Below are 23,603 nucleotides of genomic sequence, written 5' to 3'. Positions count from 1 at the left end.
ATTGCGGACCCGCAATGAACTACCCCGCCCCCTTCTGGCTCCCCAACGGCCACTTCCAGACCATCTACCCGGCGCTGTGCATTCCGAAGCCGCCGGTGCGCTTTCGCCGCGAGCGCTGGCAGGCGCCGGATGGCGATTTCATCGATGTCGATTTCGTCGACGGCGAACCGGGCAAGCCGTTCGTCGTGCTGTTCCACGGCCTGGAAGGCTCGTCGGACAGCCACTACTGCCGCGCGCTGGGGCGCGAGCTGCAGGAGATGGGCTGGTCGGGTGCCATCCCCCACTTCCGCGGCTGCTCGGGCGAACCGAACCTGGCGCCCCGCTTCTATCACTCGGGCGATTCCGCCGAGGCGGACTGGCTGCTGCGCAAGCTGAAGGCACGCGCCACCGGCAAGTTCTATGCATGCGGCGTCTCGCTGGGCGGCAATGTGCTGCTGCGCTGGCTGGGCGAGTCGCAGCACCAGGCCGATTTCGTGGATGCCGCCGTTGCCGTGTCCGCGCCGCTGGACCTGGCGCGCGGCGGCGAAGCCTTGTCGCGCGGCTTCAACCGCCTGTACCAGCGCATGTTCCTGCAGACGCTGAAACCGAAGTGCGCCGCCAAGCACCGGCTGTTCCCCGGCCTGTTCGACCTCGATGCGATGCTGGCCGCGCCGGACCTCTACACCTTCGACAACATCGTCACGGCACCCGTGCATGGCTACCGGAACGTGGACGACTACTGGGACCGCGCCAGCGCCAAGCACGTGCTGCCGGACATCACGGTGCCGACGCTGGTGCTGAACGCCTTGAACGATCCCTTCCTGCCCGGCCGGTACCTGCCCCGCAAGGCGTCCTCGCACGTGGTGCTCGATTACGTGGAAGAAGGCGGCCATGTGGGATTCGCCACGGGCCGGCTGCCCGGCAACCTGGCGTGGCTGCCGCGCCGCATGATCCACTTCCTGGAAGGCGGCCGCAGCATCGGCGCGCCGCAAACCATCACGCTATGCCAAGCTTGAGGTTTTGAGCACAACGCATGGATGACATCGTCAAGCAGGCCATGGCCAAATGGCCGAACGTGCCGCACTGCTACGGCTGGCTGGGACTCGATGCGCGCGGCCACTGGCGCATGCGCGATGAACGGGCGCAGCACCTCGACCTGCCCGGCGACAAGCTGGCCCACGAGGCCCTGATCGGCTTCATCAACCGCAACTACCTGCACGATGACGAGGGCCGCTGGTATTTCCAGAACGGCCCGCAGCGCGTCTATGTGAACCTGGAAGCGACGCCGTTCATCGCCCGCACCGACCCCGCGCACGGCTTCGTGCTGCACACCGGTGCGCTGCTCGATCGCATCAATGCAGTGGCCATGACGGAAGCGGGAGAGCTGATTTTCCAGGCCGGCGACACCGTCGCGCAGCTGGATGACCGCGATGCGGCGCAGGTGCTGGCACTGCTTGAGAAGGACGGCCGGCCGGTGCCTGATGAAGCGCTACTGGCCTGGCTGGAAGGCGGCGCGGACGATGCCGCGCCGACCCTCCCCGTCAACGGCAGGTTGCTGACGCTGGCGAGGACAGATCGCGCCGGGCTAGCGGATCGGTTCGGCTTTCAAAGAACGCCGACGATGGTTGCGTAAGGCTGCCGCCATTACCAGCACCATCGCACTTGTCCCGGTTGAAGGGGTCGTTCTTTTTCGCCGGGTCCGAAGTAGCGGCGCGCACCGAGAACGACGCCGTCGAATAATCCTTCTTCTTGTCGCCCATCGCCTCGCGCCGCTTGGCCTGCCAGTCCCGTTCGCGGGCATCGACGACGGCCTGTTCGTAGAACGACGCATCGGGCGACTTGCGGGCCAGCTGCAGCTGGTCCAGCGCGGCCTGCGTGCCGCCCAGTAAAGCATACGACTCGGCCAGCGCGATGTGCTGCAGCGCCATCTTGCCCATCTTCGAATAGGCCTGCGCCAGCAGGTCCTGCAGCTCGGCCTCGCTGCGGTACTGCTGCACCTGGTCGCGCAGGAAGCGCTCGGCCTGTTCCGGCTTGCCACCCTTGATGAGCGCGTCCGCATACTGCCAGACGATGCCGCGCGACAGCGGAAACTTGCGGTGCGCCGCCTCGCCCTCGGCAATGGCCGCGGCCATCACGTCCGGCTTGTTCTCCTGGTCGACCTTGATCTCCAGCGACGTGTAGGCGATGAAGCTGTCCGACAGGCCTTTCGGCAGCGGCGAACTGAAGGCGCCCGGTGCCGGCGGCTGGTCGATCGTGGCCTGCGCTTTTGCCAGCCATTTGTCGGCACCGGCGTAGTCGTCGCGCTTCAACTGCAGGAAGGCCATGCCGTACTGGCCGGCGGCGATCTGGTGACGGCTCTGCTGCGCCATCTGGTTGCGGAAGAACTCCTCCGCTTCCTGGTAACCCTTCACGGTCGGATCCTGCAGCACGCGGGCGCGCGAACGCACCAGGAAGAAGTCCAGCGCATCGACCCGCTGTTTATAGGGCTGCTCGCGGATGCGCGCCTGGATGTCGGCGATGCGCTCGGTGGTGAGCGGGTGGCTCATCAGCCAGGCCGGGATGTTGTCGTTGTAGTTGCGCGTGGCCGTCTGCAGGCGCTGGAAGAACGCCACCATGCCGGTGGTTTCATAGCCCGCCTGGCCCATGATCTGGAAGCCCACGCGGTCCGCCTCGCGTTCGGCATCGCGGCCGAAGTTCAGCTGGCGCTGGATGGCCACGCCCTGCCCGCCCATCATCACGCCCATCGCGGCATCCGGGCTGTCCTTCGCCACCAGCGCGGCCAGGATCATCGCGGCCAGCGGAATCAGCGCATCCGTCTTCTGCTCGCCCAGCTGGCGCGCGATGTGGCGCTGCGCCACGTGGCCGATCTCGTGCGACAGCACCGAAGCGAGCTCCGACTCCGTCTGCGCGGCCAGCAGCAGCGCCGAGTGCACGCCGATGTAGCCGCCAGGGAGAGCGAACGCATTGAGCATCGGATCGCGCACGACGAAGAAGCCGTAGTCGAAGTTCGCCTCGCCGCGCGCGCCGGGACGCGACTCCACCAGCTTGTTGCCGAGGGTGTTCAGGTACTCCAGCATCGGTGGATCGTCGAGGTAGTCGCGGTCGAAGCGGATGCTGTGCATGATCTCCTCGCCCAGCTTGCGCTCGGTGACCGGGGACAGCGCCTCGCGGGACGTGTCGCCCAGGTTCGGCAGGCTCGGCACGTTCGCGGGCGGCAGCGGGACGAACGGTTTGTCGTCCGCCGGCTTCGCCGAATACTTCGGCAGCGTGCTGTCCTGGGCGTGACCGAACGGTGCGGCAACGAGCGCGGCGAGGCCAAGCGCGATGGCCCTGGAGAGCAGCGGGCGGCGGGGGCGGTGGGGCAAAAGAGTCAAGTTCACGGTGCTATGATACCTGTCCATTTCTGATACGAGTCTTATACAGCATGTCCGAGCACATACACGACAATAAGCACGACAATAAGCACGAAGTTCCCCGGGAGGATGGCCAGGGACTGACCCACTTCGACACCTCCGGCCAGGCCCATATGGTCGACGTTGGCGCGAAGGCGGAAACCCACCGCATCGCCGTTGCCACGGGCACTATCCGGATGAAACCGGAAACGCTGGCCATCATTCTATCGGGAACCGCAAAGAAAGGGGATGTGCTGGGCATCGCCCGCATCGCCGCCATCATGGGCGCCAAGCGCACCAGCGACCTGGTGCCGCTGTGCCATCCGCTGGCCCTGACCCGCGTGACCGTGGATTTCGAAACGGACGAAGCGGCATCGTCGGTCCACTGCCGCGCGCAGGTTGAGACTTATGGGAAAACCGGCGTGGAGATGGAAGCCCTGACCGCCGTGCAGGTTGGCCTGCTCACTGTCTACGATATGTGCAAGGCGGTCGACCGGGGGATGGTCATGAGCGAGATCCGCGTGCGGGAGAAGCACGGGGGCAAGAGCGGCGACTGGTCGGCCACGAGCTAGCCCACATCAATTTTGTCGTGTTGACGAAGCAATTTTGTGACTGGTCGCCCGCCTCGCACAAAAATTGTTTCACACTTGCCGCATCAAGTTGTCAAAGTTTTATAATTGCTGGCCACCCTTGACCAGGACGAAACGATGACCGGAAGTGCGCCTCGGGAACCCATCGCGCGGCTGTATACCTTCGAACAGATGAACCTGCAGGTCGGCACGCGGCTGCAGTTCATCACGCACCGCACCCTGAAGCCGGTCCAGCACTTTTCCACCGTGGTGGGCTGGGTGAAGGACGAGTACCTGATCGTCAGGATCCCGGTGGAACAGGGCACGCCGATCGGCCTGTACGAAGGCGACAAGCTGACGCTGCGGGTGTTCTCCGGCGTGAACGTCTGCACGTTCTCCACGGTCGCCGAACGCATCTTCGGTCGCCCTTTGTTCTACGTCCACCTCACCTTCCCCGACGAGATCTTCGGCACCAGCCTGCGCACGGCGATGCGGGTGAAGGTGGACCTGCCCGCGCAGTTGAAGATGGCGAACGGCGACGAGCATGCCGGCCTGCTGGCCAACCTGAGCGTCTCCGGCGCACTGCTCGAATCGGCGCAGCCGCTGCCACCGGTCAAGGAAGCGGTGGACGTGCAGTTCACGCTGGTGACGGAACCGGACAAGCGGCAGGTGACTGTCATGGCCAGGGCGTCGATCCGCAATGTCAGCGCGGTGGAACCCACGGCCGGCACGCCGGGCAAGTATGGCTACGGCCTGCAGTTCATCGACCTCGATCCTTCGTATTACCTGATGCTGCAGAACCTCACGTACCAGGCGCTGATCGGCGATCGGCAGAAGATCGTCTAGCAGCAATGACAGCGGCCTGGCATGCAAAAAGCCCGGCAGTGCCGGGCTTTTCAAGCAGACCGAATCGGTCTATCAGTTCTTCACGTAGCCTTTGTCCACGCAGGCACCGGAGTAGGCCCAACGCAGGCGATCGGTACCGCTGCCAGCATCGCCGCCGGCGGTGGTTGGGGTCAGCACGCAGGTATCCGTAGCGGCGATACCCTTGGTGGCGTTCGGCGTAGCGGTGATGATGCCGTTGGCTGCAATTGCCAGGCTGTTGAATACGCCGCTGGTCGATGCGGCCGGAGTAGCGATCAGGCCGCCGGTGACAGCACCGCCACCCGTTGCAGCGCTCATGCTTGCCAGCGTATTGCCGTTCTGGTAAGCCTCTTCGACGGCCAGTTTATACGGGCTCATCTGGCTAACGACTTCGCTGTAAGCAGCGCGCTTCACGTAGTTCTGGTAAGCCGGAATGGCGACGGCAGCCAGGATACCGATGATGGCGACGACGATCATCAGTTCGATCAGGGTGAAACCGGCTTGGGCTTTCTGGTTCAGGGATTTGATGGATTTCATGGTGGGCTCCAAAAGGTAAAGGGTGAACTGGGGTTACGATGGTTTATGTAGAGCAATCCCCGTGCCAGCCCGTTTTCAGCCCTTTCTTCCTCCCGAAGCGACGTAAACCGTCACTTTTACCCTGCCAGCCTGACGAATTTTGTCAGCGCACCCATCATAAATTGTCAGTCGAGGCCGCAAAAACCGTCAGCTGACGATTTTCGTCAGCCCTGGCGGAACGCCATCTGCGTGCCGGACAGGTCGAGTACATCGCCATGGGCCAGCGGTTGCGGCTGCTTGCCCAGCGCCATGCCATTCAGGAACGGAATGCGCTCGCCATCGGTGTGCGCCGCGGCATAGCCATGATCGGTGCGGGTGATCATGACGACCTGGACGCCGGTGCGGCCCAGGCTCGTCTGCAGCTTGCTCAGTTCCAGCCGCTTGCCGGCATTGCTGCCGTTCAGGACTTCGATGGCGGCCGGCGGAGGGACCGGTGCGGTTTCAGCGAGCGGCGCGGCGCCGCTGAGGGGCCGGATGCCATCCTTCACGAATTCGATGCGGTACTTGGCCAGCTTGATCGCGTCCTGGTGCTGCAGGAAATGCTTGCCGACGCGGTGACCGTTGACGAAGGTGCCATTCGTTGAATACAGGTCTTCCAGGAACGAGTCGTCCAGGATCGTGGTGATCGCGGCATGTTCGCCGCTGACCGTGGGGTGTTCCAGCACGATGTCGTTGGCGCGGTGGCGGCCGATCGTCATGCGCTCCTTGGTGAGCTGCACCGTCCGTTCCAGGACGCCGTCGAGGGTAATGAGGATTTTCGCCAACGCTTTGCTCCAACGGGATTCGAATCAGGCCACCAATAAAAAACGGGGGCCGCAGCCCCCGTCATTATCGGACAAAAATCCCGATTTATTTCATTTACAGCATGGCTTTCAGCAGGCGGGCCATTTCGGACGGGTTTTTCGTCACGGTGATGCCACAGGCTTCCATGATTTCCAGCTTGGCATCCGCGGTGTCGGCACCGCCGGAGATCAGCGCGCCGGCGTGGCCCATGCGCTTGCCCGGAGGAGCGGTGACACCGGCGATGAAGCCGACGACTGGTTTCTTCATGTTGTCCTTGATCCAGCGCGCGGCGTTCGCTTCGTCCGGACCGCCGATTTCGCCGATCATGATGACCGCGTCGGTATCAGGATCGTCGTTGAACATGCGCATCACGTCGATGTGCTTCAGGCCGTTGATCGGGTCGCCACCGATACCGACGGCGGACGACTGGCCCAGGCCCAGTGCGGTCAGCTGGCCGACGGCTTCGTACGTCAGCGTGCCCGAACGGGACACGACGCCGATGCGGCCCTTGCGGTGGATGTGACCTGGCATGATGCCGATCTTGATTTCGTCAGGGGTGATCAGGCCTGGGCAGTTCGGGCCCAGCAGCAGGGTCTTGGAACCGGCCTTGGCCATGCGGTCCTTGATTTCCATCATGTCACGGACTGGAATGCCTTCGGTGATGCAGATCGCCAGTTCCAGCTCGGCTTCGACAGCTTCCCAGATCGCGGCAGCGGCGCCGGCTGGCGGCACGTAGATCACGGACACAGTCGCGCCGGTCTCCGATGCAGCTTCCTTGACCGTTGCGTAGATTGGAATACCTTCGAAATCTTCGCCGGCTTTCTTCGGGTTCACGCCGGCCACGAAGGCTTCCTTGCCGTTCGCGTAGTCGCGGCACATGCGGGTGTGGAACTGGCCGGTCTTGCCGGTGATGCCCTGGGTGATGACTTTGGTGTCTTTGTTGATCAGAATAGACATGTTGGTTCCTTAATTAAGCTTGACCGGCAGCAGCGGCAACAACGCTCTTCGCTGCGTCTTCCATCGTGTCGGCAGCGATGATCGGCAGACCGGAGTCGGCCAGCATCTTCTTGCCCAGGTCCTCATTGGTGCCCTTCATGCGGACGACCAGCGGTACCTTCAGGGAGACTGCCTTCGATGCGGTGATCACGCCTTCGGCGATCACGTCGCAGCGCATGATGCCGCCGAAGATGTTCACCAGGATGGCTTTCAGGCCCGGGTTCTTCAGCATGATCTTGAAGGCTTCGGTCACTTTCTCGGCCGTGGCACCACCGCCCACGTCCAGGAAGTTGGCGGGCTCGCCGCCGAACAGCTTGATGGTGTCCATCGTGGCCATGGCCAGGCCGGCGCCGTTCACCAGGCAGCCGATATTGCCGTCCAGGGAGATGTAGGCCAGGTCGAATTTCGACGCTTCCACTTCGGCCGGATCTTCTTCGTCCAGGTCGCGGTAGGCAACGATTTCCGGATGACGGAACAGCGCGTTCGAATCGAAGTTGAACTTGGCGTCCAGGGCGATGACCTTGCCTTCGCCGGTCAGGATCAGCGGGTTGATTTCAGCCAGCGACGAATCCGTTTCCCAGTAGGCTTTGTACAGGCCTTGCAGGTTGGCGCGGGCATCGGCGATCGACGCTTCCGGCACGCCGATCTTGCGGGCGACATCGTCGGCATCCGCGTCGGTCAGGCCGGTGGCCGGATCGATGATCACGTTGTGGATCTTCTCGGGGTGGGATTCGGCGACTTCCTCGATGTCCATGCCGCCTTCGGAGGATGCCATCAGCACGACGCGCTGCGACACTCGGTCGGTCACCAGCGAAACGTACAGTTCCTTCTGGATGTCGGCGCCTTCTTCGATCAGCAGGCGGCGCACTTTCTGGCCGTTTGCGTCGGTCTGGTGGGTTACCAGCTGCATGCCCAGGATCTGGTCGGCGTATTCCTTGACCTGCTCCAGCGACTTGGCGACCTTCACGCCGCCGCCCTTGCCACGGCCACCGGCGTGGATCTGCGCCTTGACGACCCATACCTTGCCACCCAGGGTTTCAGCAGCCTTGACTGCCTCGTCCACGGACAGGCATGGAATGCCGCGCGGAACCGTCACTCCGAACTTCCGGAGGATTTCTTTGCCTTGATACTCATGGATCTTCATGCTGGCTTCCCTTCTGTTACTGAATATGAAATGGGTTTTTTAAAATGCTGCTGTTTCAGTCGTGCGGCACCTGGGCTGTCGTGGCGGCGTGAACCGCCCAGCATGGGTAGAACCGGGCAAAGCCTCGCGCTCCGGCAGGAGAGGAGGCATTCATCAGGTTGGCGCGGGAGATCTTCGGGAGAGCATGCCGTGGCTGTCCGCTCGCGGTGGAGCGGGAAGCCGGCAGGGTGTCGTGGACTTTAATAGGGGTGATGCGCGCGCCGCAGTTCCACGGGCCGTCCAGCGGCGCAAGCGCCTGGACGGCGATGGCGCGCGTATGGCGGAGCGCACGTCGGGAAACTGGATTGGACAGGGACATAACACCGATGCCGCTTGCGCGGCCAAATTAGTAAGCAGCCATGTACAGAACAAAGTACGTTGCCGCAGCTTCTACGGACAACCACCGCACCCGCGGTGCTGCATAAAACCACAAAAGTGTAGCACACAGGACAGGGCTAGGATAGCAATGTGATTTGCTGATTTTTTTATCGGACAGGACTGTCCGACGAGGGACCGGTACCGCTGGCAGACCATCGCGGCATGAATATCGGATATCAAGGAAACAACTATCTGTGGCGGGCCGTAGGGGGTCGTAGCGGGGCGGCACGTCAGAACGAACCGAACTCTTCTTCCGGATCGTAACCCTTCATCGCGGCCCGCACCGCCTTCTGCGAGAAGCCGCGCTGGATCAGGAAGCGCATCTGCTTCGAGCGCCCTTCCGCATCCTCGGCAATCTTGCCGCCGTACTTGCGGCGCCACACTTCGCAGCAGCGCGCCACTTCGTCTTCCACCAGGCCCGCCTTCAGTTCCTGCACGGCCTCGCCCTGGATGCCGTGGCTTTGCAGCTCGGCCAGGATACGGGCATTGCCGTAGCGGGCCGAGCGGCGGTGCACCAGCGATTCGGAGAAGCGCTCCTGCGACAGCCACTTGTTCTTCTCCAGCCAGTCCAGCAGCGCCGGCACGTCGTCGCCCTCTTCCGCGTGCCGTGACAGCTTGCGGGTCATTTCCAGGCGGCTGTGTTCGCGGGTGGACAGCAGGCGCAGCGCGCGGGCTTTCAGGCTGAGGGGAGGTGCTCGCATGGGTCGGTCGACATCTTCGTGGATCACGGCAGCCGCGAAAGGGGCCACCAAAACAAATCGCCACCGCCGCAAAGCGGTCGGTGGCGATCATTTTACTGCTGCGCAGCGCCGGGCTGCCGTACGGGCCAGCCGGTGGATGGCTGGATGCAGCGGGCGGGCCGATGCATCCAGTGGCCTGATGCATCCAGTGGCCTGATGCATCCAGTGGCCTGATGCATCCAGCGGGCCGATGCAACCTGCGGACTGATCATCCAGCAGACTGATCATCCAGCAGGCGAGCATCAGCCCGCCTTCATCCACCGGTCGATCAGTCGACCGCCTTCAGCTTCGGCGCCTTTTCTTCCGGCACCGCCGCGGTTGGCGGCAGTTCGCGCACGCCGAGGGAGGCGCGGACCTTGTTCTCGATCTCGCGGGCCAGCGCCGGACGCTCCTTCAGGTAGGTGCGGACATTGTCCTTGCCCTGCCCGATGCGGTCGCCGTTATAGCTGTACCACGAACCCGATTTCTCGACGATCTTCGCTTCCACGCCCAGGTCGATGATCTCGCCTTCGCGGGACGTGCCTTCTCCATACAGGATGTCGAAGTGCGCTTCCTTGAACGGCGGCGCGATCTTGTTCTTGACGACCTTCACCTTCGTTTCGTTACCGATCACCTCGTCACCGGACTTGATGGAGCCGGTACGGCGGATGTCCAGGCGCACGGAGGCGTAGAACTTCAGCGCGTTACCGCCGGTGGTGGTTTCCGGGCTGCCGAACATCACGCCGATCTTCATGCGGATCTGGTTGATGAAGATGACCAGCGTGTTGGTGCGGTTGATCGTGCCGGTCAGCTTGCGCAGCGCCTGGGACATCAGGCGGGCCTGCAGGCCGGGCAGCGAGTCGCCCATGTCGCCTTCGATTTCGGCGCGTGGCGTCAGTGCTGCCACCGAGTCGATGACGATCAGGTCCACGGAGCCGGAACGCACCAGCGCATCGCAGATCTCCAGGGCCTGTTCGCCCGTGTCCGGCTGCGAAATCAGCAGCTCGTGCAGGTTCACGCCCAGCTTCTGGGCATAGGTCACGTCCAGCGCGTGTTCCGCGTCGATGAACGCGCAGGTGCCGCCGATCTTCTGCATTTCGGCGATGGTCTGCAGCGTGAGGGTGGTTTTACCCGACGATTCAGGACCATAGATTTCGACCACGCGGCCGCGCGGCAGGCCGCCGACGCCCAGCGCGATGTCCAGGCCCAGCGAGCCCGTCGACACGGTCTGCACTTCCTCCAGCGGCGCGCTGGAATCCATGCGCATGACGGAGCCTTTGCCGAACTGCTTTTCAATCTGAGCCAGCGCTGCGGCAAGCGCCTTGGCTTTTTCGGATGCAGGTACTGCCGCTTTCTTGTCGTCCATGATCTCTTCGCCTTTTAATCTGTTCGTTTCAATCGATACTGTACATCCATCCAGTACTTTGTGCAAGCGCCCACAGTACTTTTTTCGGGGTGGCTCGCACTTTTGAGTACAATGAAATTCACCTTTGCCGAACTGCCAACATGCGTATTTTACTAGCCGAAGATGACAGCGTCCTGGCCGATGGCCTGACGCGCTCCCTGCGCCAGTCCGGCTATGCCATCGATTGTGTCCAGAACGGCCAGGAGGCCGATACCGCCCTGTCCACCCAGGAATTCGACCTCCTGATCCTGGACCTGGGGCTGCCCAAACTGTCCGGCCTGGAAGTTCTGCGCCGCCTGCGCTCCCGCGGCTCCCTGCTGCCCGTGCTGATCCTCACCGCCGCCGATTCCGTCGAACAGCGCGTCAACGGACTGGATCTGGGGGCGGATGATTACATGGCCAAGCCCTTTGCGCTCTCCGAGCTGGAGGCAAGGGTGCGCGCCCTCACCCGCCGCGGCCAGGGCGGCGGCTCCACGGTGGTCAGGCACGGCCCGCTGACGTACGACCAGGTGGGCCGCAGCGCCTACATCAACGAGCAGATGCTGGACCTGTCGGCCCGCGAGCTGGGCCTGCTGGAGATCCTGCTGGCGCGCGCCGGCCGCCTCGTCTCGAAGGAGCAGCTGGTGGATCACCTGTGCGAATGGGGCGAGGAAGTGAGCAACAACGCCATCGAGGTCTATGTGCACCGCCTGCGCAAGAAGATCGAAGTGGGCGGCGTGCGCATCGCCACCGTGCGCGGCCTTGGCTACTGCCTCGAGAAATACGCCAGCGCGGCCGTGGCCGAAGCGAAGTGAAGTGAACGCTCAGTGAACGACACTGCGCCGGACGAGGCGGAAGGCTGGAACGCCGCGCCGGAGGAACAGGGCGAGATCCAGCATTCGCTGTTCGGCGAGATCCTCGACTGGATGCTGGCCCCGCTGCTGCTGCTGTGGCCCATGAGCATCGCCATCACCTACCTCGTTGCCAAGTCGATCGCCAACCAGCCGTTCGACCACGCGCTGGAGGATTCCGTCACCGTGCTGGCCCAGCAGGTGCGCGAGGTGAACGGCCAGCTGGTGCAGAGCCTGCCCGGCGCGGCGCGCGACATCCTGCGGGCGGACGACGTGGACAGCGTCTACTTCCAGATCGTGGGGCCGCAGGGCCGCCACGTGGACGGCGACCGCGACCTGCCCCGCCCCGAACCGCAGCCGGAGGACGACGCCGCCCATCCCGGCGCCGTGCGCTTTCGCAGCGATAACCTGCACGGCACGCCGATCCGCATCGCCTACGCCTACGTGAATCTGGAAGAGAATGCGCGCCGCCCGGCCCGGCTGGCCCTCGTGCAGGTGGCCGAGACGCTGGAAAAGCGCGCCAAGCTGGCCAACGAGATCATCAAGGGCGTGATCCTGCCGCAGTTCATCATCCTGCCCATCGTGCTGGCCCTCGTGTGGTTCGCTCTTTCACGAGGACTGCTGCCGCTGGCCGAGCTGCAGGAACGCATCCGCGCGCGCCGCAGCGACGACCTGTCCCCCATCGCGCCGACGCAGGTGCCGGAAGAGATCACGCCGCTGGTGCGCTCGCTGAACGAGATGCTGGGCCGGCTGTCGCAGTCGATCGACATGCAGAAGCGCTTCATCGCCGATGCGGCGCACCAGATGAAGACGCCGCTGGCCGGCATGCGCATGCAGTCGGAACTCGCCCTGCGCCAGACCGACCAGGGCGAGATCCACCGCTCGCTGGAACAGCTGGCGAAAAGTTCCGAGGCCGCCACCCGCCTCGTCAACCAGCTGCTGGCCCTGGCCCGCGCGGAGAACCAGCCGGCTGCCGGTTCGGCCGGCTTCGAACCGCTAGACCTGGCCGAGGTGGCCCGCAACGCCGTGCGCGACTGGGTGCCGGCATCCTTCAACTACCGCATCGACCTGGGCTACGAGGCCACCTCGCAGGCGCAGCTCATCGCCGGCAATCCCGTGATGCTGCGCGAGCTGCTGTCGAACCTGATCGACAACGCGCTGCGCTACACGCCGGCCGGCGGCAGCGTGACGGTGCGGGTGCGCGGCGGCGAGACGACCGTGCTGGAGGTGGAAGACACCGGTCCCGGCATTCCGCCGGCCGAACGCCTGCACGTGTTCGAGCGCTTCTACCGCATCCTCGGCAGCAGCGCCGAGGGCAGCGGGCTGGGCCTGGCCATCGTGCGCGAGATCGCCCAGCAGCACGGCGCCGAAGTGGACATCTTCAGCAACCCGCGCGCCACGCAGCCGAAGTATCCGGGCAGCCTGTTCCGGCTGACCTTCCCGCCCCGCCCGGCCGACCACGATACCGACGAGGACCTCCTGCATGGACTCTGACCAGCCCCGGGTTGACAACTACTGGGCAGCCACGCGCCGGCTGACGGCCTGGCTGCTGCTGGTCTGGCTCGCCACCGGTTTCTGCGCCGTGTACTTCGCGCGCGAACTGGCGGGGCTCACGATCTTCGGCTGGCCCCTGTCGTTCTACCTGGCCGCGCAGGGCGCCTCGCTGGTCTATCTGGCCATCATCGGCTTCTACGTGTGGCGCATGCGCCGCATGGACCGGCACACCAACCCATGACGACCCGTTTCCAGCGCCTGTCGCGCTACTACCTCACGTTCACCGCCTGCTTCGGCGCCTTCCTGCTGTCGATCGGCCTGCTGGAACAGGAAGGCATGCCGCGCGTGTGGATCGGCTACATGTTCATGTTCGCCACCATCGTGCTGTATGCCGCGATCGGCGTGCTGTCGCGCACGTCGAACGTGGCCGAATACTACGTGGCGGGCCGCCGCGTGCCGGCCCTGTTCAACGGCATGGCCACGGCGGCGGACTGGATCTCGGCGGCCAGCTTCATCAGCCTGGCCGGCGGCCTGTACCTGCACGGCTTCGACGGCCTGGCCTACGTGATGGGCTGGACCGGCGGCTACTGCCTCGTCGCGCTGCTGATCGCGCCCTACCTGCGCCGCTTCGGCCAGTACACGATTCCCGACTTCCTGGCCGAGCGCTACGGCGGCCCGGGCAACGGCCGCGCCGTGCGGCTGTTCGGCGTGGCCGCCACGATCGTGGTGTCCTTCACGTACGTGGTCGCGCAGATCTATGCCGTCGGACTGATCGCCTCGCGCTTCACGGGCGTCGATTTCTCGGTCGGGATCTTCCTGGGCCTGGCCAGCATCCTGGTGTGCTCCTTCCTGGGCGGCATGCGCGCCATTACGTGGACGCAGGTGGCGCAGTACATCATCATCCTCGTCGCCTTCCTGATGCCGGCCATGTGGCTGTCGGCCAAGCACAGCGGCAATCCGATTCCGCAGGTCGCGTACGGCAAGCTGCTGCCGCAGATCTCGGCCCGCGAGGCGGAGCTGACGGCGGACCCGAAGGAGCTGGCGGTGCGCGACATCTTCCGCCAGCGCGCCGCGCAGTTCCAGCAGCGGCTGGACGGCCTGCCCAATTCCTGGGAATCGGGCCGCGCGGAATTGCAGCACTACCTGGAGAGCGTCCGGCTGCGCAATGCCTCGCTGCTGGAGATCCGCGCCGCCGAACGGGCGCTGATCGCCTATCCGAAGAACGCCGAGGAAGCCGTCACCGCGTGGCGCGCCGGGCGCGACGAGAACCTGCGCCGCGCCCGTCCCATCACGCCGCACGCGCAGCCCTTCCCCGCCGCCACGCCCGAGCAGTCGGACATCAAGCGGAAGAACTTCCTGGCGCTGGCACTGTGCCTGATGCTGGGCACGGCGGCCCTGCCGCACATCCTGATGCGCGCCTACACCACGCCTTCCGTGAACGAAACGCGCGTCTCCGTGTTCTGGACGCTGTTCTTCATCCTGCTGATCTACCTGACGATTCCCGCGCTGGCCGTGCTCGTCAAATACGATGTGTACAGCGCGCTGGTGGGCAGCGGCTTCCCCGAGCTGCCCACCTGGGTGTCGTACTGGGCCAGCGTGGACCGCGCCAATCCGCTGATCAGCATCACCGACATCAACGGCGACGGCATCGTGCAGCTGGCCGAAATCGCCATCGATGGGGACGTGCTGGTGCTGGCCACGCCGGAGATCGCCGGCCTGCCGTATGTCGTCTCCGGCCTGGTGGCCGCGGGCGGCCTGGCGGCAGCGCTGTCCACCGCGGATGGCCTGCTGCTGGCGATCTCGAACGCGCTGTCGCATGACGTGTACTACAAGGTGGTGGACCCGAAAGCCTCCACGCAGAAGCGCGTGACAATCTCGAAGCTGATCCTGCTGGGCGTGGCCTTCGTGGCCGCGTATTCGGCCTCGACGAAACCGGGCGATATCCTGTCGCTGGTGGGCGCCGCGTTCTCGCTGGCGGCGTCGACGCTGTTCCCGGTGCTGGTGATGGGCGTGTTCTGGGCGCGCGCCAACCGCTTCGGCGCGCTGGCCGGCATGGCCACGGGCTTCGGCGTCTGCCAGTACTACATGCTGCATACCAACCCGGTCCTAGGCGGCAGCGCGGCAGCGCAGTGGTTCGACATCGCGCCGATTTCGGCCGGCGTGTTCGGCGTGCCGGCCGGGCTGGCGGCGCTGGTGCTCGTCAGCCTCGTCACGCCCGCGCCCGATGCCCGCTCGCAGGCGCTCATCCGCCATCTGCGCACCCCCGAACCGCCAAAATAAAGTTTCCTGGCGTTACATTTGGTGAGAAAGCGGGTGTTGTGGATGTGTTAATTTCGATGGCCCACATTTTTCCGCGTTCCCCCATCCTGTAATGCCGATCCGTTCATTGCTGCTGGCCGCCGTGCTGGCAGCGGGCGCCTGCCTGCCCGTCTTTGCCGCACCATCGGCCGGCCTGCCGCCTGCCGCCGACTTCTTCGAAGATTCGTCTTTCTCCGGCGCCGCCCTGTCGCCCAGCGGCCGTTACCTGGCGGCGCTGGTCAGCTCGCGTGTCGGGCGCGACGCGCTGGCCGTCATCGCACTGTTGGACAACAAAGGCCAGCTCGTCGCCAGTTTCCCGGATGCGGATGTGGGCAAGGTGCGCTGGCTGAACGACGACCAGCTGCTGTTCGATTCCACCGACAGGCGCCTGGCGCCGGGCGACCGCCAGTTCGGTCCCGGGCTGTACACGGTGTCGCGCGACGGGAAGAACTTCCGCCAGCTCGCCGACCGCAGCGGCGGCGTGATCACGAACGGCCGCGCCACCAACGGCGGCATCAAGCTGCTGCCGTGGCACACGTTCATGCTGGGCCAGATGGGCCGGCAGGATTCGGCGTTCGCCTATGTGCTCGACGCGCATTTCGACAATACCGGCGTGTACCGCTCCGAAGACCTGCTGCGCCTGAACACGGAAAACGGCCGCACCACGCTGGTGGAACGGCCCGCCGCTGCCGACTTCTGGCTGCTCGACCAGCGCGGCGAACCGCGCCTGGCCGCGTCCACGGAGAAGAACGAGCGCGTGTACTGGCTGCGCGACAGCGCCACCGGCCCATGGCGCGTGCTGACGAAATATGCCGCCTTCGGGGCGGACCGGCGGCGGTTCGCGCCGCTGGACTTCGGCCCGGACGGCAAGCTGTACGTGGTGAGCGCGCAGGGCCGCGACCACACGGCCGTCTACACGCTCGACACCGCCACCGGCGCAGTAGCCAAGGAGCCCGTGATGCAGGTGGAGGGCCACGATTTCCAGGGCCGCCTGATCGCCAATGCCGACCGGCTGCTGGGCATCCGCTATCTCACCGATACCTGGGGCACGGCATGGTTCGATCCGGCCATGAAGGCGGTGCAGGCGGACGTGGATGGCAAGCTGCAGGACACGATCAACCTGATCGACGTGCCGCGCCAGCCCGATGCGCCGAACCTGCTGGTGACGGCCTACTCGGATGTGCAGCCGACCGTCTATTACGTCTACCACCGCCAGACCGGCCAGCTGAACAAGGCGGGCGCCAGGCATGAGCGGATCCGCGCCGCACAGATGGGCCGCCAGCAGTGGACCAGCTATGCGGCGCGTGACGGCCTGCCGATCCCCGCCCTGCTGACGCTGCCCGCGGGGGTGGACAAGCCGTCCCGCGCGCCGATGGTGGTGCTGGTGCACGGCGGCCCGTGGGTGCGCGGCGCCGAGTGGGGCTGGAATGCCGAGGCACAGTTCCTGGCGTCGCGCGGCTACCTGGTGCTGCAGCCGGAATTCCGCGGCAGCACGGGCTTCGGCAGCCGCCACTTCACGGCCGGCCTGAAGGAATGGGGCCGGAAGATGCAGGACGATCTCGCCGACGGTACCCGCTGGGCCATCGCGCAGGGCTATGCCGATCCGCAGCGCGTGTGCATCGCCGGCGCCAGCTATGGCGGCTACGCCACGCTGATGGGACTCGTGCGCGACCCCGACCTGTACCGCTGCGGCGTCGAATGGGCCGGCGTGACGGACCTGAAGCTGATGTACACGGGCGCCTGGAGCGTGATCGACGACATGTCCAGCCAGTACCGCCAGTACGGCATGCCGCGGCTGATCGGCGACCCCGTCAAGGATGCCGAGCAGCTGAAGGCCGCCTCGCCGATCGAGCAGGCGGCGCGCATCCGCAAGCCGCTGCTGATGGCCTACGGCGGCGAGGACCTGCGCGTGCCGCTGCAGCACGGCACCCGCCTGCGCGATGCGATCCGCGCCCACAACAGCGACGTGGAATGGATCGTGTACGACGCCGAAGGCCACGGCTGGAGCACGCCGGCCAACCAGGTCGACTTCTGGACCCGCGTCGAACGGTTCCTAGGCCGCCAGATCGGCAACCGATAAGAAAGGACATCACGTGACGCCTCTCGCACTTCTGCGTTCCCTGCTCGTCTGCGTTGCCCTGCTGGCCGGCAGCATGGCCATCGCAGCACCGCCGCCCGTGCAGGACTTCTTCGACAATTCCACGTTCGGCGGCGCCCTGCTTTCGCCCAGCGGCCAGTACATCGCCGCGAAGGTGAGCGCACCGGGCGGCCGCGACCGGCTCGGCGTGGTGGACCTGGCCACGCTGCAGGTGGCCGCGGTGGCCGCGTTCAGCGATGCGGACATCGGCAACTTCCGCTGGATCAGCGATGAGCGCCTGCTGTTCGACGTGACGGACAAGGACGTGGCGCACGGCGACGTGCAGTCGGCGCCCGGCCTGTTCGCGGTCGACCGCGACGGCAGGAACTTCCGCCAGCTGGCGCAGCGCCGCAACAACTTCATCACCAACGCAGCGGTGGCGCGCATGCTGCCCTGGCATACCTACATGCTGCCCCAGGCCGGCGCGCAGGATGGGGATACCGTGTACGTGCAGAGCGCTGCGTTCGAGAGCAACGGCAGCGTGCGCTCGATGCAGCTCCTGAAACTCGACACGCGCACCGGCCGCAGTACCGGCGTGCGCCAGCCGGGCGACGTGCAGCGCTGGGTGCTGGACGAAAAGGGCGAACCGCGCCTGGCCCTCACGCTGGAGGAAGGCAAGCACACCATCTGGCTGCTGGAAAAGGACCAGTGGCGCAAGCTCACCACCTTCGATGCGTGGATCGCCAGCGCCGGCGGCTTCACGCCGCTGGCCTTCGTCGGCGACGGCACGCTGCACGTGGCGGCCCGCCACGACAGCGACAAGACCGCCATCCACACGTTCGACCTGGCGACCGGCAAGGTCAATCCGCAGCCATGGTTCAGCGTGAAGGGCTACGACTTCTCCGGCCGGCTGCTGCAGGCGAACGGCAAGCTGGTGGGCGTGCGCTACCAGGGCGAGGTGCAGGACACCGAATGGTTCGATGCCGAGAACAAGGCGCTGCAGGCGGCCGTCAATGCGAAGCTGCCCGGCATGGTCAACCTGATCGAGCTGCCGCGCCGGCCCGCCACGCCGTTCGTGCTGGTGACCACCTATGCCGACATCCAGCCGGCCGTCTACTTCGTCTACAACCGCGAGACGGGCAAGCTGAACGCCGTCGGCCAGGCCAATGCCCGGATCGATGCGGCACGGAGCGGCCGGCAGGAGATGGTGCGCTACCAGGCCCGCGACGGCCTGGAGATTCCGGCACTCCTCACGCTGCCGCATGGCGCCAGGCGGGGCGACAAGCTGCCGATGGTGGTGCTGGTGCACGGCGGCCCGTGGGTGCGCGGCGCCACCTGGGGCTGGTCGGCGGACAACCAGTTCCTCGCCTCGCGCGGCTATGCCGTGCTGGAACCGGACTTCCGCGGCAGCACCGGCTATGGCCTGAAGCACATGCAGGCCGGCATGAAGCAGTGGGGCCTGGCGATGCAGGACGATATCGCCGACGGCACCCGCTGGGCCATCGCGGAAGGCATCGCCGATCCGAAGCGCATCTGCATTGCCGGTGCCAGCTACGGCGGCTACGCCACGCTGATGGGACTGATCCGCGACCCGGACCTGTACCGCTGCGGCATCGACTGGGTGGGCGTGACGGACATCCGGCTGATGTATGACGGCGGCTGGTTCAACTGGTCCGACCTGCCGGCACAGTACATCAAGTACGGCATGCCGCAGCTGATCGGCGACCCCGAAAAGGACGCCGATCAGCTGAAAGCCACCTCGCCCGTCGAGCAGGCCAGCCGCCTGCGCCAGCCGCTGCTGATGGCCTACGGCGGCGCCGACAAACGCGTGCCGCGCGCCCACGGCATCCGCTTCCGCGACGCGGTGGCCGCCACCAACAAGGACGTCGAGTGGGTCGAATACCCCGAAGAGGGCCACGGCTGGAAACTGCCGAAGAACCGCTTCGATTTCTGGACCCGCGTGGAGAAATTTTTGGACCGGCATATCGGTCCCGGCAGCGTGGACAGGAAAGCGGAGTAAGCTGGGCGTTCTTTCCACTTCGCGACGGGAGGCATGATGGGCTCCGGCAGAATCCTGGTAGCACAGGGAGGCGGTCCCACCGCCGTCATCAACCAGTCGCTGGTGGGCGTGGCGCTCGAAGCGCGGCGCTTCCGCGATGTCACCCGCGTCTATGGCGCCCTGCATGGCGTGCGCGGCATCGTCGACGAGAACTTCGTCGATCTGACGCAGGAGACGAGCCACAACCTGGAGCTGGTGGCGGCCACGCCGTCGTCGGCGCTCGGCTCCACGCGCGACAAGCCGGACGCGAACTACTGCGCCGAGATCTTCAACGTGCTGCGCGCGCACGAGATCGAACACTTCTTCTACATCGGCGGCAACGACTCCTCGGACACGGTGCGCATCGTCAGCGAACAGGCGCAGGCCGCAGGCTATCCGCTGCGCGCCATCCACATCCCGAAGACGATCGACAACGACCTGGTGGGCAGCGACCACACGCCCGGCTACCCGTCCGCCGCGCGCTTCGTGGCGCAGGCCTTCGCCGGCGCGAACCTGGACAATGCCGCGCTGCCGGGCGTGTACGTGGGCGTGGTGATGGGCCGCCACGCGGGCTTCCTCACGGCCGCCGCGGCCCTCGGCAAGAAATTCCCGGACGACGGGCCGCACCTGATCTACCTGCCCGAGCGGGTGTTCTCGCTGGAGGCCTTCCTGGCCGATGTGAAAGCCACCTACGAGCGCCACGGCCGCTGCGTGATCGCCGTCTCGGAAGGCATCCACGATGCCGGCGGCGCCCCGATCGCCACGTTGCTGGCCGACTCGGTGGAACGGGATGCGCACGGCAATGTGCAGCTCTCCGGCACGGGCGCGCTGGCCGACCTGCTGTGCGACGAGATCAAGGCCAAGCTGGGCATCAAGCGCGTGCGCGGCGATACATTCGGCTACCTGCAGCGCTCCTTCATCGGCTGCGTGTCGGACGTGGACCAGCGCGAAGCCCGCGAGGTGGGCGAGAAGGCCGTGCAGTACGCGTTCTGGGGCGACCGCGACGGCTCCGTGGCCATCCGCCGCACCGGCTTCTACTCGGCCGACTACGCGCTGCTGCCGCTGTCCGACGTGGCGGGCAGGACGCGCGTGATGGAAGACGAATTCATCGCCCCTTCCGGCACGGACGTGACGGATGCGTTCCGCCTGTACCTGCGGCCCTTGCTGGGTGCGGGGATGCCGGATGCGTTCCGGTTGCGCTGCGCACGGGTGGAGAAGATCTTGCGGCCGTGATGATCAACGCACAAGCCGTCCGCTACGCAGGCGACGAGCGTGACAACATCTGCCGCGTAAAGCCCAGGAAGTCATCGAGATGATCGCGAATGACCGCGACCGTGATCGACAACTGCAGCGTTTGATAATCATGGACCGCGACATTGCGGAAGCCGACCATTTTCTGCATCGTGCCGGACAACGCCGGGTCGATCCAGCCGGCGTCGGCCAGCAAGCGAAATACATCGCGCGAACTTTGCGGAATACCGAGGCGCTCGCGGCGGATGACATGCTGGCCACAAGCGAGTGCCGCTTCGCAGGCACGCTGGATGTTCAGGATGGCGGCATCCTGGCGCGTGAAATCGGTCGCGAAGGTGGTGGGGTCTTTTGCGTATTCCTCGCGCGCCCGTCCCACACAACGCTCGATCGTTGCGACCTTGTTCAGGATGACGTCGTCGGATTCAGGGCTTGCCATACACCCTTCCCTGTTCGCGAACTTCCATCAGGAGTTCCCGGCGTGCCGCATCGAGTTCGGTCTTGTCGCTGAGGATCGCACTCTCGTACAGCGCCGCCTGGGCATCTTTCTGCCAAAGCCGCCGGCCCGTCGTGATGACCTGGTATTGCGTGACGGTGGACGCGGCGCGCAGGTCGAGCAAATCCACGTCCAGGTCGAGTTCAGTGGCCAGCGCCTGGCCCACCTCCCACAGCCGCACGGTATCTACCTTCCCCGCAACGAGAACGGCGAGGTCGACGTCACTGCCGGCATTGGCATGGCCATTGGCCTGGCTGCCGAACAGCCAGACGCCCAGCAGCTCAGGGGGCTGCTGCAACGCCGCCTGCAAAAAGGCGACGATGCGCTCTTCCGGCAGGCGGGTCGTCATGGCTTACACCACGACCGTCTGGTGCTCGCCCTCGCCACGGGCGCGGATGGTGCCGATGCGCGAGACGGTCTCGCCGGCCGCCGTCAGCTGGGCGATGGCGGCATCCGCGTTCTCGGCCGAGACGATCACCGTCATGCCGATGCCGCAGTTGAAGACGCGGTGCATTTCCGCGTCGGCCACGCCGCCGTGCTGCTGCAGCCACTGGAACAGCGGCGGCATCGTCCACGACTTGCCATCCAGCTCGGCGGTCAGGTGATCCTGCAGCACGCGGGGGATGTTCTCGACCAGGCCGCCACCGGTGATGTGCACCAGGCCCTTCACTTCCATCGATTCCATCAGTGCCAGCAGCGGTTTCACGTAGATGCGGGTCGGTGCCATCAGCACGTCGGCCAGCTTGCGGCCGTGGAAATCGGCTTCCAGGTCCGGCTTGGCCACTTCGATGATCTTGCGCACCAGCGAGTACCCGTTCGAGTGCGCGCCGGACGAGGCCAGGCCCAGCACCACGTCGCCGGCGGCGATCTTCTTGCCGTCGATGAGCTTGGATTTTTCCACCGCGCCGACGGCAAAACCGGCCAGGTCGTATTCGCCGGCCGGGTACATGCTCGGCATTTCCGCCGTCTCGCCGCCGATCAGCGCGCAGCCGGCCTGTTCGCAGCCCTGGGCGATGCCCTTGATGACATCCGTGGCGGTCGGCACATCGAGCTTGCCGCAGGCGAAATAGTCGAGGAAGAACAGCGGCTCGGCACCCTGCACGAGGATGTCGTTGACGCTCATCGCCACCAGGTCGATGCCCACCGTATCGTGACGGTTCAGTTCAAAGGCCAGCTTCAGCTTCGTGCCCACGCCGTCCGTGCCCGACACCAGCACCGGTTCCTTGAATTTCTTGCTGATCTCGAACAGTGCGCCAAAACCGCCGATGCCGCCCATCACGCCTTCACGCAGCGTGCGCTTGGCAAATGGCTTGATCGCTTCGACTAAGGCATCGCCCGCGTCGATGTCGACGCCGGCGTCACGGTAGGACAGGGATACACTGGAAGGTTGGCTCATGGTTTTTCGCGGCGGAGGCGGTAGAGTAAAATGAAAGGCGGATGCTGCATTTTCGGCAGCAAGTCCGCTATTTTAGCAAAACACCCCTGCCGAATCCCTTTTTCGTCGCCACCGCCCCCTTCATGCCCTCCCCTGACCGCAACGAGCTTTTATAATGCATGACGTGATGAGCGAAAAGACGATGCAAATGGCCTGGATGCCGGGGCAATGCCCATGAAACAGCTGGTGCTGGACCTGGGCGCCGAGCCGGTGCACACGCTCGAATCGTTCGAGGTGGGCGGCAATGCCGAGGTGGCGGCCCTGATGCGCCAGTTCGCCACGCGGGCGTCGCGCGAGCATTTCGCCTACCTGTGGGGCGAGATCGGCGCCGGCAAGACGCACCTGCTCAAGGCCCTGGCCAGCACCGAACGGGCCCGTTTCATCTCGCCGTTCTCGATCGAGTCCGAATTCGTCTATTCGCCCGAGGTCGACCTGTACCTGCTCGACGATTGCGAAAAGCTCTCCCCGGTCGCGCAGATCGATGCCTTCGCCCTGTTCAACGAGATCCGCGCCAACGGCGCCTGGATGGTGTGCAGCGGCGCCGTGGCGCCGGCCGTGCTGCCGGTGCGCGAGGACCTGCGCACGCGCATGGGCTGGGGCCTGATCTACCAGCTGCACGGCCTGTCGGACGACGACAAGGTGGCCGCCCTGTCCCAGGCCGCAGCCAGCCGCGGCTTGACGCTGTCGCCCGGCGTGTTACCCTACCTGCTGTCCCATTTCAGGCGCGACATGCGCTCGCTGTCCTCGATGCTGGACTCGCTCGACCAATATTCCCTGGAAACGCAACGCCCGATCACCCTGCCCCTGCTGCGCGAGTGGCTGCAGGCTGAGAGGGAATGAAAG

General features: G+C 65.4%; 22 protein-coding genes. 12 read left to right on the top strand and 10 right to left on the bottom strand.

What is annotated here, in order from left to right; genetic code table 11:
* Positions 1 to 14 precede the first annotated feature (14 nt).
* Both IP91_RS09710 and IP91_RS09705 read left to right on the top strand, forming a co-directional pair.
* Entirely contained in the window at positions 15 to 995 is a 981-nt protein-coding gene (locus IP91_RS09710) for a YheT family hydrolase (RefSeq protein ID WP_145648781.1), read from the top strand.
* 17 nt (positions 996 to 1,012) lie between these two features.
* Positions 1,013 to 1,612: a DUF2946 family protein gene (locus tag IP91_RS09705; protein ID WP_145648780.1), complete on the top strand. Its 600-nt coding sequence runs from the start codon at positions 1,013 to 1,015 to the stop codon at positions 1,610 to 1,612.
* Here IP91_RS09705 and IP91_RS09700 read toward each other — a convergent pair.
* A complete protein-coding gene (locus IP91_RS09700; protein ID WP_145648779.1) occupies positions 1,521 to 3,380 on the bottom strand; it encodes a M48 family metallopeptidase in 1,860 nt (619 codons plus the stop codon). The two genes, IP91_RS09705 and IP91_RS09700, sit on opposite strands and share 92 nt — an antisense overlap.
* A gap of 23 nt (positions 3,381 to 3,403) precedes the next feature.
* Between IP91_RS09700 and moaC the strand changes: the two genes are divergently transcribed.
* Positions 3,404 to 3,943, top strand: coding sequence for a cyclic pyranopterin monophosphate synthase MoaC (gene moaC, locus IP91_RS09695; RefSeq protein ID WP_259772448.1), 540 nt, complete (start codon positions 3,404 to 3,406; stop codon positions 3,941 to 3,943).
* A gap of 135 nt (positions 3,944 to 4,078) precedes the next feature.
* Positions 4,079 to 4,786 (top strand): flagellar brake protein, encoded by a 708-nt coding sequence (locus IP91_RS09690; RefSeq protein ID WP_145648778.1) that lies wholly within the window; start codon positions 4,079 to 4,081, stop codon positions 4,784 to 4,786.
* A 72-nt stretch (positions 4,787 to 4,858) separates the two neighbouring features.
* On the opposite strand, the gene IP91_RS09685 is transcribed toward IP91_RS09690, so the two are convergent.
* The 6 genes from IP91_RS09685 to recA form a co-directional block, all read right to left on the bottom strand.
* Positions 4,859 to 5,341, bottom strand: a complete 483-nt coding sequence (locus IP91_RS09685; protein WP_145648777.1) for a pilin — start codon at positions 5,339 to 5,341, stop codon at positions 4,859 to 4,861.
* 203 nt (positions 5,342 to 5,544) lie between these two features.
* A complete protein-coding gene (locus tag IP91_RS09680; RefSeq protein WP_145648776.1) occupies positions 5,545 to 6,144 on the bottom strand; it encodes an FHA domain-containing protein in 600 nt (199 codons plus the stop codon).
* A 94-nt stretch (positions 6,145 to 6,238) separates the two neighbouring features.
* Complete coding sequence (sucD, locus tag IP91_RS09675) at positions 6,239 to 7,120, bottom strand: succinate--CoA ligase subunit alpha (RefSeq protein ID WP_145648775.1); 882 nt, start codon at positions 7,118 to 7,120, stop codon at positions 6,239 to 6,241.
* 13 nt (positions 7,121 to 7,133) lie between these two features.
* The gene (gene sucC, locus IP91_RS09670; RefSeq protein WP_145648774.1) at positions 7,134 to 8,303 is read right to left on the bottom strand and encodes an ADP-forming succinate--CoA ligase subunit beta; all 1,170 of its coding nucleotides are present in this window, start codon (positions 8,301 to 8,303) and stop codon (positions 7,134 to 7,136) included.
* A gap of 647 nt (positions 8,304 to 8,950) precedes the next feature.
* Positions 8,951 to 9,421: a recombination regulator RecX gene (gene recX, locus IP91_RS09665; RefSeq protein ID WP_145648773.1), complete on the bottom strand. Its 471-nt coding sequence runs from the start codon at positions 9,419 to 9,421 to the stop codon at positions 8,951 to 8,953.
* A 307-nt stretch (positions 9,422 to 9,728) separates the two neighbouring features.
* Positions 9,729 to 10,805 (bottom strand): recombinase RecA, encoded by a 1,077-nt coding sequence (gene recA, locus IP91_RS09660; RefSeq protein ID WP_145648772.1) that lies wholly within the window; start codon positions 10,803 to 10,805, stop codon positions 9,729 to 9,731.
* 140 nt (positions 10,806 to 10,945) lie between these two features.
* Here recA and IP91_RS09655 point away from each other — a divergent pair, with 140 nt between their 5' ends.
* From IP91_RS09655 to IP91_RS09625, 7 genes are all read left to right on the top strand, one after another.
* The gene (locus IP91_RS09655) at positions 10,946 to 11,638 is read left to right on the top strand and encodes a response regulator (RefSeq protein ID WP_145648771.1); all 693 of its coding nucleotides are present in this window, start codon (positions 10,946 to 10,948) and stop codon (positions 11,636 to 11,638) included.
* A 12-nt stretch (positions 11,639 to 11,650) separates the two neighbouring features.
* Positions 11,651 to 13,168 (top strand): sensor histidine kinase, encoded by a 1,518-nt coding sequence (locus IP91_RS09650; RefSeq protein WP_229474213.1) that lies wholly within the window; start codon positions 11,651 to 11,653, stop codon positions 13,166 to 13,168.
* Positions 13,158 to 13,409 (top strand): DUF4212 domain-containing protein, encoded by a 252-nt coding sequence (locus IP91_RS09645; RefSeq protein WP_145648770.1) that lies wholly within the window; start codon positions 13,158 to 13,160, stop codon positions 13,407 to 13,409. The genes IP91_RS09650 and IP91_RS09645 overlap by 11 nt, the downstream gene beginning before the upstream one ends.
* Complete coding sequence (locus IP91_RS09640) at positions 13,406 to 15,448, top strand: sodium:solute symporter family protein (RefSeq protein WP_145648769.1); 2,043 nt, start codon at positions 13,406 to 13,408, stop codon at positions 15,446 to 15,448. The genes IP91_RS09645 and IP91_RS09640 overlap by 4 nt, the downstream gene beginning before the upstream one ends.
* 91 nt (positions 15,449 to 15,539) lie before the next feature.
* A complete protein-coding gene (locus tag IP91_RS09635; RefSeq protein WP_145648768.1) occupies positions 15,540 to 17,546 on the top strand; it encodes an alpha/beta hydrolase family protein in 2,007 nt (668 codons plus the stop codon).
* 13 nt (positions 17,547 to 17,559) lie between these two features.
* The gene (locus tag IP91_RS09630; protein ID WP_229474211.1) at positions 17,560 to 19,563 is read left to right on the top strand and encodes an alpha/beta hydrolase family protein; all 2,004 of its coding nucleotides are present in this window, start codon (positions 17,560 to 17,562) and stop codon (positions 19,561 to 19,563) included.
* Positions 19,564 to 19,599: 36 nt separating this feature from the next.
* Entirely contained in the window at positions 19,600 to 20,814 is a 1,215-nt protein-coding gene (locus IP91_RS09625) for a 6-phosphofructokinase (protein ID WP_145648767.1), read from the top strand.
* Between the two features lie 22 nt (positions 20,815 to 20,836).
* Here the strand turns inward: IP91_RS09625 and hepT are convergent, their stop codons facing one another.
* The 3 genes from hepT to purM are packed head-to-tail and all read right to left on the bottom strand — an operon-like array spanning position 20,837 to position 22,721.
* Positions 20,837 to 21,268: a type VII toxin-antitoxin system HepT family RNase toxin gene (gene hepT, locus IP91_RS09620; protein ID WP_145648766.1), complete on the bottom strand. Its 432-nt coding sequence runs from the start codon at positions 21,266 to 21,268 to the stop codon at positions 20,837 to 20,839.
* The gene (gene mntA, locus IP91_RS09615) at positions 21,255 to 21,674 is read right to left on the bottom strand and encodes a type VII toxin-antitoxin system MntA family adenylyltransferase antitoxin (RefSeq protein ID WP_199754568.1); all 420 of its coding nucleotides are present in this window, start codon (positions 21,672 to 21,674) and stop codon (positions 21,255 to 21,257) included. Before mntA ends, hepT begins: the two co-directional genes overlap by 14 nt.
* A gap of 3 nt (positions 21,675 to 21,677) precedes the next feature.
* Positions 21,678 to 22,721, bottom strand: a complete 1,044-nt coding sequence (purM, locus tag IP91_RS09610) for a phosphoribosylformylglycinamidine cyclo-ligase (RefSeq protein WP_145648765.1) — start codon at positions 22,719 to 22,721, stop codon at positions 21,678 to 21,680.
* A gap of 213 nt (positions 22,722 to 22,934) precedes the next feature.
* Here purM and hda point away from each other — a divergent pair, with 213 nt between their 5' ends.
* Positions 22,935 to 23,600 carry a DnaA regulatory inactivator Hda gene (gene hda / locus IP91_RS09605; RefSeq protein WP_145649250.1) on the top strand — a complete coding sequence of 222 codons (666 nt, stop codon included), beginning with the start codon at positions 22,935 to 22,937 and terminating at the stop codon, positions 23,598 to 23,600.
* Positions 23,601 to 23,603 lie beyond the last annotated feature (3 nt).

The sequence above is a fragment of the Pseudoduganella lurida genome (genome assembly GCF_007830455.1).
Taxonomy (GTDB): domain Bacteria; phylum Pseudomonadota; class Gammaproteobacteria; order Burkholderiales; family Burkholderiaceae_D; genus Rugamonas; species Rugamonas lurida.
Note: the sequence above shows the minus strand (reverse complement) of the source record. Positions and strands in the feature narration are given on the sequence as shown.